9 protein-coding genes are annotated in these 14,180 nt (G+C 37.9%); 4 read left to right on the forward strand and 5 right to left on the reverse strand.

Going from position 1 to position 14,180, the window contains the following annotated elements; all coding sequences use genetic code 11:
• Window positions 1-118: 118 nt before the first annotated feature.
• From H4J57_RS02610 to tsaA, 3 genes are read left to right on the forward strand one after another with little or no spacing between them, the layout of a single operon-like run.
• Window positions 119-2,245, forward strand: a complete 2,127-nt coding sequence (locus H4J57_RS02610; protein ID WP_182241865.1) for a cation:dicarboxylate symporter family transporter — start codon at window positions 119-121, stop codon at window positions 2,243-2,245.
• Between the two features lie 17 nt (window positions 2,246-2,262).
• Window positions 2,263-2,685: an Rcs stress response system protein RcsF gene (rcsF, locus tag H4J57_RS02615; protein WP_182241866.1), complete on the forward strand. Its 423-nt coding sequence runs from the start codon at window positions 2,263-2,265 to the stop codon at window positions 2,683-2,685.
• Complete coding sequence (gene tsaA / locus H4J57_RS02620) at window positions 2,685-3,413, forward strand: tRNA (N6-threonylcarbamoyladenosine(37)-N6)-methyltransferase TrmO (RefSeq protein WP_182241867.1); 729 nt, start codon at window positions 2,685-2,687, stop codon at window positions 3,411-3,413. The genes rcsF and tsaA overlap by 1 nt, the downstream gene beginning before the upstream one ends.
• A gap of 91 nt (window positions 3,414-3,504) precedes the next feature.
• Here the strand turns inward: tsaA and H4J57_RS02625 are convergent, their stop codons facing one another.
• A complete protein-coding gene (locus H4J57_RS02625) occupies window positions 3,505-3,996 on the reverse strand; it encodes a peptidylprolyl isomerase (protein ID WP_182170177.1) in 492 nt (163 codons plus the stop codon).
• Window positions 3,997-4,062: 66 nt separating this feature from the next.
• Complete coding sequence (locus tag H4J57_RS02630; RefSeq protein ID WP_259364617.1) at window positions 4,063-4,971, reverse strand: DMT family transporter; 909 nt, start codon at window positions 4,969-4,971, stop codon at window positions 4,063-4,065.
• 130 nt (window positions 4,972-5,101) lie between these two features.
• Between H4J57_RS02630 and H4J57_RS02635 the strand changes: the two genes are divergently transcribed.
• Complete coding sequence (locus H4J57_RS02635) at window positions 5,102-5,515, forward strand: hypothetical protein (protein ID WP_182241868.1); 414 nt, start codon at window positions 5,102-5,104, stop codon at window positions 5,513-5,515.
• A gap of 40 nt (window positions 5,516-5,555) precedes the next feature.
• On the opposite strand, the gene pyrD is transcribed toward H4J57_RS02635, so the two are convergent.
• The 3 genes from pyrD to H4J57_RS02650 all read right to left on the reverse strand — a co-directional run bounded on the left by pyrD (window position 5,556) and on the right by H4J57_RS02650 (window position 14,172).
• Window positions 5,556-6,566 carry a quinone-dependent dihydroorotate dehydrogenase gene (gene pyrD / locus H4J57_RS02640; protein ID WP_182241869.1) on the reverse strand — a complete coding sequence of 337 codons (1,011 nt, stop codon included), beginning with the start codon at window positions 6,564-6,566 and terminating at the stop codon, window positions 5,556-5,558.
• A 135-nt stretch (window positions 6,567-6,701) separates the two neighbouring features.
• Window positions 6,702-11,552, reverse strand: a complete 4,851-nt coding sequence (locus H4J57_RS02645; RefSeq protein ID WP_182241870.1) for an NAD-glutamate dehydrogenase — start codon at window positions 11,550-11,552, stop codon at window positions 6,702-6,704.
• Between the two features lie 310 nt (window positions 11,553-11,862).
• Window positions 11,863-14,172 carry an RND family transporter gene (locus H4J57_RS02650; RefSeq protein WP_182241871.1) on the reverse strand — a complete coding sequence of 770 codons (2,310 nt, stop codon included), beginning with the start codon at window positions 14,170-14,172 and terminating at the stop codon, window positions 11,863-11,865.
• Window positions 14,173-14,180: the final 8 nt, after the last annotated feature.

Here is a 14,180-nt window from a genome sequence, read left to right on the forward strand (position 1 = left end):
GTCAGCTGTTAATACCAAAGAAATAAAAGCAGTGAACGTTCACTGCTTTTTTGTATTATAATTTTCAAATAGTTCGTTACAATCATTATGGCAAAATACTTATGAGTACAATATTTTAATGTTGTTTGTTAAACCACCGTTATTAGTACAAATTATCTTAGCGATGTTTCTTGGGTTGTTGATGGGGTATTACTTTTCAACCGAATATTCAGTGATTGATAACACCGCAAATGCTTTTGTTACTGCCCTGCAAATGACCGTACTGCCTTATATTGTGCTGTCACTGGTTGTTGGTATAGGTGGGCTTACCCCGAGTAAAGCCAAAAAGGTCTCTAAACAAAGTTTATTGATTATCTTAATGATGATAGCGGTCGTACTATTTTTTATTTTTAGCACCCCTTTGTCCTTTCCTCAATGGCAACATGCCGAGTTTTATTCTAATAACACCATACAATCTGTGCCAGAATTTAGCTTGGTTGACTTGTTTATCTCGGCAAATCCTTTTAATGCCTTAGCAAATACTTTAATCCCTGCGGTAGTTTTTTTTAGTATCTGCATGGGTCTTGGTTTAATGAAGATTAAATCTAAAAGACAAACCTTGTTAATGCTTTCAAACTTACAACAAGCAACCGCAAACATTAATGGTTTTATTATGAAATTTGCCCCCTTGGGTATATTTTGTATCGGTTGGCGTGCCGCTGTTACTCTTGATGCAAGCCAACTCGATGGTTTAGTTGTTTACATGCTTAGTGCAATAGTTTTGGTAACTCTGCTTTGTTTTGTGGTATTCCCCGCCATTGTTGCAACCGTCACCCCTTTTGGTTATCGAGAAATAGTTAGTGTGTCTCGCGAGCCAATGATCACTGCTTTCGCTACGGGCAGCTTCTTTTCTGTATTACCCGTGATTGTTGAAAACACTAAAAAATTACTTAAGCAAAAATATCCTCAAGATAGCGATCTTGAAAAAATATCAGAGATTATTGTGCCAATATCTTTTAGTTTACCTGTCGGTGGTAAGCTACTTGCTTTACTTTTTGTGCTCTTTGCCGCTTGGTTCTCTGGTGCCCATATTTCTTTTACAGATCATATCAATCTAGTCGTTGCTGGCTTGCCACAGTTATTTGGTAGCACAACATTAGCGATGCAAAATTTACTAGAATTGTTTAATGTTTCCGGTGCTATGTTCGACTTTTATTTAGTGGCAGAGAACCTTATTGGCGCTCGGTTAAGTGCTATTTTTTCAGTGGTCTTTTCTAGCTGTTTACCGCTATTAATTGCCACGGCAATGTTAAAGCGCTTTACTATAAAATGGCGTGTACTGCTGCGTAACTTAGCGATAATCCCGCTTGTTTCGGTATTGGCATTTATCTCCTTACGTTTCAGTTTTGACACTATAAGTCACCAGTATCAAGGCTATACCAAATTTATAGAGCGAGACTTTTTGTTCACTGGTGTTGAAAGCAACTACCTCGAAAACAGCCCCGCGAATGTTGTTTCCAAACCTACATTTTCTCCTGTGCTAAAACGAATTCAACAACGTGGTTTTATTAGGGTTGGCTATTTCAGAGATGACTTACCTTACGCCTTTCATAACAATAACGGTAAGTTGGTCGGTTTTGATATTGAAATAATGAATCAACTCGCCATTGACCTCAACGTAAATGTTGAATTTGTAAAAATATTTCATCATCAAGCGGAAGCACTCTTACAATCAGGCTATTTGGATATCACGACAGGTATTCCAGTTATCCCAGATAATATGACTAAATTCACCCTTACGGTGCCTTATTCTCAGCAATCACTAGCCTTTATTGTAAAAGATGAAAGACGTGTAGAGTTTAAGCAATGGTCTAAAATTATTGAGAATAAAGCGCTGATTATCGGTATACCTGAAACTTTCTTTTACCAAACAGCTGTTGAACGCAACTTTATTCATAATAAGGCCTGGAAAATATCAACACCACGATTATTTTTTAAAGAAAAGCATCAACATTTTGATGGTATGCTATTTGGTGCTGCAGCAGCTTCTGCCTGGACATTATTATATCCTGAGTACACAGTTATTGTGCCTAAACCTGTATTAGCACCTATATCAATGGCATTCCCTATTAATCATAACGATCAAGCTTTTGAACTGTTTATGCGTAATTGGATAAATATGAAACAACAAAGTAACGTTATTGATAAATTATTTAATTATTGGATTAGTAATAAAGCCCCTGTTAAAGCAAATATAAGTAAGTAAGTAACCTAGTGATAAAAATGAAAAAAATAAGTAAAATCAACAATAGATTAATACTAATACTAACGCTGACTTTAATCGGATTATCAGCATGCTCATCTCAATATACCGTTTCAACAAATTTGGACAAAGGAAAATTTCAAACATACTTTAGCCATGCACAGGTAAAAGTTTTTCAAGATGAAAGTGAGTTTTCTGGCCGTTTCAAACTTATTGGCTTAGTTGAGGGCGAAGATTGCCAGGCAAAAAGTCATCATGCTTTACCAGATAAAATAGCGGCAAGAACTGAAGCACGTAGACAAGCAGCTCAACAACAAGCGAATGCGATAATTTTTAGTGGTTGTGCGTTGATTGATGACGACCAAGCAAATAAGCAATGTATTGCAACGCTTGTCTGCTATGGTATGTCTTTTCAAGTTGAACCGCTTAAAAAGATTAACTAATGACTGTATCACCTGAAAACCAGGTAACCTTCAACTATATTGGTCGCGTTAATTCTCCCTACAAAGAAAAATTCGCTATTCCTCGTCAACCGGGTCTAGTGGGTGCAGCACAAGGCTCAATTTTATTACTTGATGATGCCAATAACCAAGAGTTGCTTCGTGGCATTGAGCAATTTAGTCATCTGTGGGTATTGTTTATATTTCATGGGACGCAGCGCCAAGGTTGGAAACCGCTCGTGAGACCACCTCGCTTGGGAGGAAATAAAAAACTGGGGGTATTAGCCACTCGCTCTACATTCAGACCTAATCCGATTGGTATGTCGGTAGTAAAGTTAGAGGGTATTACGCAAAACAACAAACAAACTGTTATTAATATTTCTGGACTAGACCTGCTTGATCAAACGCCCGTTGTTGATATTAAACCTTATATTCCCTACTCTGATAGTATTGATGGTGCACAGGCCGGCTTTGCACAACAACCCTTGCACGCAGTAACCACCAAGTTTTCTCAGCAAGCACAAGATGATATGCAAAAGTATCAACGAGAGTATCCAGAGCTAGCACTTTTTATTGAACAAGTCTTAGCACAGGACCCTAGGCCCGCTTATAAAAAGCGACAAGGCGATGATAAAATCTATGGCATGAAACTCTATAATTTAAATATATGCTGGCAAGCAAATTTAAATAATGAGATGTATGTGCTTTCAATAAATAAAGTTGATGATTAACTTTAAAACACACTCAGCAACTCAATATAAAAAAGGTCAGCAGAGCTGACCTTTAACATTCAAAATAAATGACCACTTTAACTAAAAAAATTTAGTGGTGATGACCGCCAGCGCCATGTGCGTGACCATGTTCAATTTCTTCATCTGTAGCAGCACGCACATCAATGACGTCTAAGTCAAAGGTTAATACCATACCAGCAAGGGGTGGGTTAATATCAACAGTGACCATAAACTTACCCGCTTTAACAATAGTCACTTGACGTTGACCTTGCTCGGTTTCAACAGAAGCTGTCATGCCAGCTTGCCATTTAGTGGTCCCTTGACCGTCTTGTAGATGTTTTGCTGGAACACGTTGGATCATATCTTCTTTACGCTCACCGTAAGTATCTTCTGGTTGTAGCGTGACTGAAAATTTGTTGCCTACTTCTTTGCCCACTAAGGCATTTTCAACACCGACTAACATATTTTTATAGCCATGAAGATAGGCTAAAGGATCACCCGCGTATGATGATTCAATTTCATTGCCAGCTTCATCTTTTAAGGTGTAGTGAAATTGAACAACGGTTTTATCTGCAATTTTCATTTTAAATCCAATTTAATTAATACAATAATAATTTTCTGCGAGTGTAGCAAAAACAGACGCTAGCCACTATGCCCAAAGTAATAAAATAACCACACTAACAATAATTAATAACATACCTAGGTATTCAATTCGACTAATACGTTCCTTAAAAATTCGGTAAGTTAATAATAAAGTAATAAAAAACTCTACTTGTCCTAGTGCCTTCACATGGGCTGCATTTTGAAAACTAGCGGCAGTAAACCAACCAATTGAACCAATAACGCTGGTTATGCCAACAAATAAACACATACGCCAATGTTTTGCCATTAAGGTAAGTTGCTTTCTATCTTTTAAACTAAGATAAATAATTGATATGACGGACTGTACGCCAACCATAAACAACAAAGTAACAGCGGCACTAACCATTAAATCTGTGTTTAGGGCCAAGCTTGATTCTCTAATTAATAAGGTCGTAATAGCTAAGGCTAAGCCTGAAGATAAGCCAAAACCAGCGCCAGGGTTTTTAAAAATATCAGTAACCGTAAATTTTACTTTTGAGACAATTAACACGCCTATCACACCAATAAAAACAGATAACCACGCTAGCAATGATAAAGAAACTGAAAAGAACAAGGCTCCCACGACAGCAACTTGAATAGCTTCAGTTTTAGCTAAACTTGTCGCTACCGCAAAATTACGATATTTAAAGGCCGCAACCAAACAAAAAGTCCCAATAATCTGCATCAGACAAGCGATAAGCGCGTACATAAGAAAATGACTGTTAAGCACAGGTAAAGTCACTGCTCGCTGTTCGGTAATAAAGAGCAAATATATAAAAGCAAAAGGCAGTGCATAGATATAGCGCACACCTGTCGTCGCCATCGCACTTAAATGTCCCGATAGCTTCTTTTGTCCAGCGGTGCGAATAGCCTGCATAACAGCGGCAAGTAAAGTGAAATAAACCCAGAGGTCTAAAGAAAAGAAAGAAAAGTCCAAAATCAATCCTAATGATGAAAACGACCAGCAAAATAATGTTAGGCAAAGGCAATAAAAAACCTTTTATGCTTTATGTTACTAATTAATATTGATAATGTTTAAATTTGAAATTCAAAGCAACCTTAAAACTATGACAGAACAGCTACCGATCGCTATTATGCCGGGTAACGATTTAATAGAAAAGTTTACTCAGATAAAGTCAGTGTGTAATAAGCTTGAAGCACAATTTAATTTTCAAACATTGACCGCAAATTGGTATGGTGATGAAAAAAATATTTTATTAATCAATCTCTATCTAGAAACTCAGCAATTTGTTGATGAAGAGATAACTAAAGATCATCAGGGAGAGATTAGCTATTTTGCTGATGATGTTTTCAGTGTTTACCAAAAAGAACATCAGCAGGTAAAGTGTTTTATTGCGATAACGCCAGCTGAGTTAACTCTGTTAGCGCAAGAGAAAAAATTATTACCTCGCTATATTCAAGTAAAACTGCACAAGGTACTAAATTTAATTGCCAGTGAGTTAACGCTACCCCATATATAAACAAGTTTAAGAAATAGCGTTAAACCATTGAACTCGTCAGTTAAAGACTATTCACTATGTCTTTAACCAGTTCAGGACCTTGGTATATAAAGCCAGTATAGACTTGTATTAATTTAGCACCCGCCGCTATTTTCTCTTGTGCATCACGGCCACTCGAAATACCACCAACACCGATTATAGGTAATTTATTATCTAGGGCTATCGCCAATAAACGAATAACCTCGGTACTTTTGTCTTTTACTGGCTCACCACTGAGCCCCCCCTGCTCTTCTCCATGCTCTAAACCAACCACACCTTCACGTGAAAGTGTGGTGTTAGTGGCAATAACACCATCAATATTATTGTTAATCAAACATTGGGCAATCGATTCAATCTCTTCTTTACTTAAATCTGGTGCTATTTTTACAGCTAACGGTACATATTTACTATGCAGTTCGGTCAGTACTTTTTGTTCTGCTTTAAGCGCGGCTAATAGCTCATTTAATGCATCACCATATTGTAATGAACGCAAACCTGGCGTATTTGGTGATGAGATATTTATGGTGATATAGGTTGCGTAGTTATAAACTTTACGTATACAAATAAGATAATCGTCTTTAGCGTGCTCATCTGGCGTATCTTTATTTTTACCAATATTAATACCCAGCACACCTTTAAAATTTGCTTTACGTACTTGATCAATTAAATAATCAACGCCTTTGTTATTAAAGCCCATGCGGTTTATAACTGCATTTGCTGTCGGTAAGCGGAAAATACGCGGTTTTGGGTTACCCGGTTGTGGCTTAGGTGTCACAGTTCCTATCTCAACAAAGCCAAATCCCATGGCATCAAACGCGTTAATGCATTCGCCATTTTTGTCTAATCCAGCCGCTAAACCAACAGGATTAGGAAAGGTAATACCCATGGCTTCGACTGGTTTATCAGTAATGTTTTGTTTATAAAGTAAATTTAATGGTGTTGAACCCGAGGCTTTAAAGCCTTTTATCGTCAGCTCATGAATAGCTTCAGGATCAAACTTGAATAATACTTTACGGATTGCGGAATAAAACATATTGCCTCTGGACGGATAAGTTAACGCGAAAAAACTTTAATCAAAATCGACAACGACCTAAAAAAAATCCCCACTTAGTAGTGAGGATTTTATCAGTTAAATCAATCTCGTTAAAGCTTGATTAATGGCTTTGACTTATTTTGCTGGATCGCAATTTAAACTCAGTAACATTAACTCTCTTAGCGCAACAGAGAACTTTGCAAACTCATGCGTGCGACCAATTCTAAAGTCAGCTAAGATTTGGTTCCAACGCTCAAGTGGTTGAGCATTAGTCTCAATCCAGTTATTAAGTAAGGCTTCGACTTCAGGTTGTTCAACACCACAATCGCAGCGTAATACTACTTGTGCTAATGAACGTTGCTGCCAATCAAGTTCCTCTCTAAATGAAGCTCTAGCAAGCGCTTGCCAGTGATTAGATACCGGTTGGCTAGTGATTTGATCTAAGAACCAATGCAAGTCTAAACGAACACCTAGCTTGAAGTATAAGTCAGCAACTAATTCAACAGGACGATTATCCGCTATTGAAATATCAGCAATATCCATTACTGGAAATAATGAACTTAACTGTGAAATACGTTTTGCGATTTTCACTGGAACGCCTGTTCCAACAAGATCTGTTTCAACACGTTGTAGTTGTTCAACTTCTGCGGTTACCAATAACTTATCTAAATTGTTGGCTAAATTTTCAAACGTTGGGCGATACATAGCGATTGTTTCAGCAATACCTAACGCTTTATTACGATGGCGTAAGAACCAACGTGTTGCTCGTCGTACCGTACGGCGCATTTGAAATAACATTTCAGTTTGAATAGAAGTCGAAATTTTATTATCTAATTCGGTAATTTCGTTCCAAATAGTTGATAACTCAAAAACTTCACTGGCCATAACATAACAATTGGCAATTTCAGCAACCGTTGCACCTGTTTCTTCATGCATACGATTAACAAAATTGAAACCCATATCGTTACCAATATCATTGGCTAATTTTGTCGCTATAATTTCAGCACGCAGTGGATGCAGTTGCATTTGTTCTTGATACTTAACCTGTAATTGTGGAGGGAAAGCTTCAAGTAATAAACGATTGTGATAAGGGTTGTCCGTGATACCTGGACAAACCAAATCTTCTTTTAAGACCATTTTACCATAGGCAAGTAGCACTGAAAGTTCTGGGCGAGTCAAGCCTTGACCTTTAGATAAACGCTCAGAAATTTCATCATCCGTTGGAATAAATTCTAAAGCACGATCTAATTTCCCCGCTTTTTCTAAGCCATGGATAAAACGCTCTTGCTCTTTTAATTGTTTAACACCACGCATTGCCGTAATAGACAATGAATGGGTTTGACGATAACAATCTTCTATAACAATTTTACCGACATCATCAGTCATATCATAAAGTAACTGATTACGTTGTTTAACGGTTAAGTCACCATTTTGTACTAAACTGTTTAATAATATTTTAATGTTGACTTCATTATCAGAACAATCAACACCGCCGGCATTATCAACAGCATCGGTATTAATTCGTCCACCACGTAAACCAAACTCAACACGACCCAGTTGGGTGAAACCTAAGTTACCACCCTCACCAACAACTTTGGCTTGTAATTCTTTGCCATTGATACGCAAGGAATCGTTCGCTCTGTCGCCAACGTCAAGATGGCTTTCTTTTGAACTTTTAACATACGTACCAATACCGCCATTCCACAATAAATCCACTTTCATTTTCAAAATGGCTTGCATTAAATCAATCGGTGACATGGTTTGTTTTTGCGTACCGAGCATTCTTTTAATTTGTGGTGTTAACTTGATAGATTTCACATGACGGCTGAAAATCGCACCACCTTCAGAAATTAATTCTTTGTTGTAATCTTCCCATGTACAGCCCGGCATATTAAATAAACGTTCACGCTCTACATAAGAGCTTGCTGCGTCGGGATTAGGGTCAATAAAAATATGCATATGGTTAAATGCAGCTTGTAAACGGATGTGCTTTGACAACAACATACCATTACCAAATACATCACCCGCCATGTCACCAATAGCAATACAGGTGAAATCAGTTGTTTGACAATCAATATCCATTTCGCGAAAATGACGTTTAACAGACTCCCAAGCGCCTTTAGCCGTAATTCCCATCGCTTTATGGTCATAGCCAACACTACCACCAGAAGCGAACGCATCGCCCATCCAGAAGTTATATTCATCGGAAATCGCATTAGCAGTATCTGAGAAGGTTGCCGTGCCTTTATCGGCAGCAACTACCAAATAAGCGTCATCATCATCAAGACGAACAACATTAAGTGGTGGCACAATTACGCCATCAATAATGTTGTCGGTAAGATCTAACAAACCACGAATGAAGGTACGGTAACATTCTTTACCTGCTTCAAATATTTCTTGTCTAGTACCGCCTACAGGGAGTTGTTTACAAACAAAACCACCTTTAGCGCCAACAGGAACAATAACCGTATTTTTAACTTGTTGAGCTTTTACCAAGCCTAAAACCTCGGTGCGGAAATCTTCTTGTCTGTCTGACCAACGTAAACCACCACGGGCGACTTTGCCACCGCGTAAATGAACACCTTCAAGTTGTGGTGAATAAACAAATATTTCAAATTCAGGAAGCGGTAGTGGTACGTCACTTATCTGGCGAGGTAAAATCTTAAATGAAATGTAAGATTTTTGACCTGTTATCGGATGCGGTTGAAAATAGTTAGTACGAATGGTGGCACTGATCATTTCAACAAAACGGCGGATAATACGGTCATCATCTAAGTTAGCGACATTATCGAGAGATTTTTCAATATCAGTACTGACTTTATTCAACGCTTTTTCTGAAATTTTCGTCGTTGGATCAAAGCGGAATATAAAGAATTTAATCAGTAATTCAGCAATATTAGGGTAACGAGCAAAAGTATCTTCAATATAACTTTGGCTAAAGGTACCACCAATTTGACGCTCATATCGTGCATAAGCACGGATAATAGAAACTTCGCGACCACCAAGCTCGGCGCCTAAAATTAAACGGTTAAAACCATCATCTTCTAAATCACCTGCCCAAACTTTTGCAAAGGCGTCTTGAAACAAGTTTTGTACTATTTCAAGCGTGAACTTACCTTGTCCGGTAAGTAACATCGAAAAGTCTAAGATCCAACAATGTTCACCCGTTGATGTTTTAACTAAATAAGGGCTTTCACCAATAACACGTAAACCGAAGTTTTCAAGGATAGGTAAGATATCTGACAAGTGAATGGGGTCGCCAGTATGGAACAATTTTAATTTTACGTGGCGGCTGTTAGCACTTTCTTCTTGCGGTTGATAAAACAACATTTCCAGCGGATTTTCTGCTGATAACGACTCAAGTTTTTCAATATCAACAATTGCCGTACCCGGTAACACTTCATCTTTGTAAGATTGTGGAAAACTACAGTATTTACGACTTAATGTTTTACCTTTAGCTTCACCTTTATGAGAGTTAAGAGATGCTGCGAGTTTATCATCCCAACTTCTTGCTGCTTCATTTAAGTTTTTTTCAATTTGTTTCACGTTGATATCTGCTTTAGTTGATTTAACACGAACAATATAGTGGGTACGCGCTTGTGCTGATTCAGAAAAGTAAGTGGTAAACTCGACTTCTTGACCGCTACCAAATGCTTCTTTGAGTAACTTTTGGGTATTTACACGTAATTCAGTGTTATAACGTTCTCTGGGTACATAGACCATACAAGAGTAAAAACGATCAAAGGCATCACGGCGAACAAAGAGTCCAGAGTAATCACGCTCTTGCATTTGGAAAATGCCTAAAACATTTTTTAATAACTCATCTGTGCTACTTTGTAATATTTCGTCACGCGGGTAGGTTTCTAAAATATTAATCATCGCTTTATACGCGTGAGTACCACGAGCAAAACCAGAGCTTTCACAAACGGTGGTTACTCTAGACTTTATTAACGGTAAATCTAAGGCACTATTGGTATAATAAGCAGAGCCGAATAAACCAACAAAGCGTTCTTCACCAATAACATTACCTTTAGCATCAAAACGTTTTACACCAATATAATCTAGGTGGGCAGGACGGTGTACGCGTGACCTAGAATTGGTTTTGGTCAAAATTAACGGGTTAACCCCTAAAGCAAGCTCACGAGCAGAACTAGATAATGTTGAAATTAAACGTTCTACTGTGCCATCAGAGCGCTTCATTAATCCTAAACTTGATTCAACATTGGCCGAGAGTGCCATATCACCTGTTAACGTTTTAACATTGTATGAACGATAGCCTAATAAAGTAAAATTATCGTTTAACATCCACTTTAAGAACTCTAATACGTCATCATGATCATTGATTGAACAAGGTAATTTTGCTTCGGCTGTTTCGGTGATCACTTCACCAAGACGTGCACGCATTGCTTGCCAATCATCAACCGTTATCGCAATGTCATTAACCACTGAATGAAGCTCTTTGGTTATTTTATCAAGGACTTTTTGATCGGTTTGACGGTCAACTTCAATAAAGAAAACAGCGACAGCAGTTGCCGATTTTAACGATTTATTAGCGGCTGCCGATAAACGTGTAATTTGATTTTTGTCATCACGAATAATATTAATAGGACTATTTAACATTAAATGTGGTGATAAGCCTAAACGGTTAAGGGCAATTCGCAATGAATCAACAAGAAATGGCATATCGGCGATAATGACTTCGATAATAGTATGACTTGATTTCCAGCCATGCTTAGAAACCTGAGGATTAAAAACTTTAATCACCGGTGCATTATTTTGGTGACCATTTAACGAATTCCATAGACTTAACGTTGCACCGTACATATCACTATCGTTACGATGCTCTAAATCAAGCGTAGAAATATTGCTATAAAGGAGCTCTGCAAACTGCTCGACGAGCGGAGCTGTTTTAGCGGGAACTTTTTGCTGAATTAACTGTGCTACATTCGAGAGTATCACTGAGGGTAAACCGTCTACTAACGCCATGCCGTTTTCCTTTTTGGATAAAACGCTGTTGTACTGAATCATTTCAAAATTGATTATTTAAAACAATTAACAGGGTAATTTGTATAATTTTTTATATAAATATTTATTATTGTCTAAAAGAATAGACTATATGTGCGATTTTATTAAGAATTTTAGGCTATTGCGAGGAATATTTTACTATTTATGGTGATTAATTATTTACACCGGCTTGTCAAAATTACTGAGAGTAATTGTTTATTCACTTGTTATAAATAGAAAATGACCTTTCGGTCATTTTCTTGTTTATTTATGCAGGTTTAACGTATTAACCTTATTTCTTATTAGGCCATAAAAAAGCAGCAATAGCAGGTAGGACCAGTACAGCAGCGATCATATTCACCAAGAACATGAAGGTTAAGAGTATTCCCATATCGACTTGAAATTTCAAATCTGACCAAAACCAGGTTGAAACGCCAATCGCTAAAGTAACACCGGTTATTAAGACTGCACTGCCTCGCTCTTTCAAAGCGAGTAAATAAGCTTCTTGAACTTGGTAACCCTCACGTAATTTTATACTCATCGTTGATAAGATATAAATACCGTAATCGACACCAATACCAACACCTAAAGCAATAACCGGAAGTGTAGAAACCGTTAGGCCAATATCAAGTGCAGTCATTAACCATTGCGCTAACGTTGACACGACATAAAGCGGCACGATAACGACAATCGTGGCACGCACACTTCTAAAGCTAATGAAACACAATAAAGTTACCGCGCCATAAACGTAAAGCATCATCGGCGTTTGCGCTTCAGCAACCGCTTCATTAGTCGCAGCCATAACACCAACAGGGCCTGAGGCAAGTTTAAACTTAACCTCGTCTGTTTCTAATGCCTGAGTAACAACTTTTACTTTATCAACAACTCGATTAATGGTTTCAGCTTTGTGATCTTCTAAGAAAAGAATCACTGGCATAACGCTACAATTACTGTTCAATAGGCCACTTGTTGAAGGTATTCGGGCAATTGATTGCACTAATGTTTGTTGGTTGCGTGATAGAACACGCCATCTAGCATTACCTTCGTTATAACCAGCATTAACAATTTTAGCAACTGACGCTAAACTGATTGCTGATTGCACACCAACCGTATTTTCCATCTGCCATTGAAAGGTATCTATTAAGTCCATTGTCTCGTAAAAAGTACATGAATCAGCAGGGCTTTCAACGATCACTGACATATAATCAACACTGATGGCATAACGGTCAGTAATTAAAAAAGTGTCTTGATTATAACGCGATGTCTCATGCAAAGATGGAGCACCCGCATGAAGCTCTCCTATTTTCATGTCTTGTGAGTAATAGTATCCAGCAGCATATAAAACAGCAGTTATAACAAGTATGACTGTCGCAATTCGCTTAGTGGCAAACGAAGACATTACATCCCAAACAGTAATTTTGTTCTTATCTGCTATTTCAGGCTCAACTTTAGGGACATGAATAAAAGAAACCAATAAAGGGAGTAAGATTAAATTGGTTAAAATAATCATCGCAACACCCAGAGATGCAGTAATAGCCAATTCACGAATAATACCGATATCAATAGAAAGTAACGTTAAGAAACCGACCGTATCAGACAACAAGGCGATACCGCCTGGTATCAACAACAAGCGAAAGCTCATTTGTGCGGCTTCTTTGGATGTTGCTCCTTTACTGACCAGTTTGGAGACCGAGTTAATCATTTGTACACCATGGCTGACACCAATGGCAAACACTAAAAACGGCACTAGAATCGACATCGGATCGAGTCCAAACCCTAAGGTAGATAACATACCTAATTGCCAAACAACGGCAACCAGTGAACATGCTATGGGTAAAAGGGTTAGAGAAATAGAACGACAAAACCAAAAAACCATCAGCGTGGTAATAACAATTGCAATGGCAAAGAAAGCAACAACGCCTTTCGCGCCCTCAGCAACATCGCCAACCATCTTACTAAAACCAATAATATGGATACTGATATTATCTTTTTCGAATTTTCCTCTAATTTGCTGCTCAAGTTGCTCAGCAATAACAAGTGTATCTAAGCGTGCCCCTGTTTGTGGGTCTGTGTCCATTAAGGACGCTTTTACCATGGCACAACTGTAATCGTCGGCAACAATACTACCAACGATACCTGCTTTCTCAATATTGGCTTTAACAACAGCTAAACCTTGTGAATCAGGCTGAAAATTTGCCGGGATAACCGGACCACCGGCAAAACCGTCTTCAACAATTTCAACAAAACGGGTACTCGGTGAATACAATGATTTAACTTGAATACGGTCAACACCAGGAATGAAAAACAACTGATCATGAACACCCTTTAGCGCGCCAAAGAAAGATTCATTAAAAATATCTCCTTTTGTGTCACAAACTGAGATAAGCACGTTATTAGCGCCACCAAAGTTTTCTCGATATTCAAGATAGGTTTTCATGTAGGTATGATTAAGGGGAATGTGCTTTTCAAAAGCCGCATCAAGCTTTATTTGGCTCGCTTGAAAAACAAGAAAAATACTGGCTAGTACGAAAGCAACAAGCACCATGACTCTCTTACGGAACATAGTGGCTTCGATAACATTAATAAGGGATTCTATTTTCATTTAATTTA

Source organism: Colwellia sp. BRX8-7, assembly GCF_014077275.1.
Classification (GTDB): Bacteria; Pseudomonadota; Gammaproteobacteria; order Enterobacterales; family Alteromonadaceae; genus Colwellia_A.

Coding starts and splice junctions, on each gene's coding strand:
- H4J57_RS02645 (WP_182241870.1), bottom strand. CDS start 11,552: ATGGCGTTAGTAGACGGTTTACCCTCAGTGATACTCTCGAATGTAGCA.
- pyrD (WP_182241869.1), bottom strand. CDS start 6,566: ATGTTTTATTCCGCAATCCGTAAAGTATTATTCAAGTTTGATCCTGAA.
- rcsF (WP_182241866.1), top strand. CDS start 2,263: ATGAAAAAAATAAGTAAAATCAACAATAGATTAATACTAATACTAACG.
- tsaA (WP_182241867.1), top strand. CDS start 2,685: ATGACTGTATCACCTGAAAACCAGGTAACCTTCAACTATATTGGTCGC.
- H4J57_RS02635 (WP_182241868.1), top strand. CDS start 5,102: ATGACAGAACAGCTACCGATCGCTATTATGCCGGGTAACGATTTAATA.
- H4J57_RS02610 (WP_182241865.1), top strand. CDS start 119: ATGTTGTTTGTTAAACCACCGTTATTAGTACAAATTATCTTAGCGATG.
- H4J57_RS02650 (WP_182241871.1), bottom strand. CDS start 14,172: ATGAAAATAGAATCCCTTATTAATGTTATCGAAGCCACTATGTTCCGT.
- H4J57_RS02625 (WP_182170177.1), bottom strand. CDS start 3,996: ATGAAAATTGCAGATAAAACCGTTGTTCAATTTCACTACACCTTAAAA.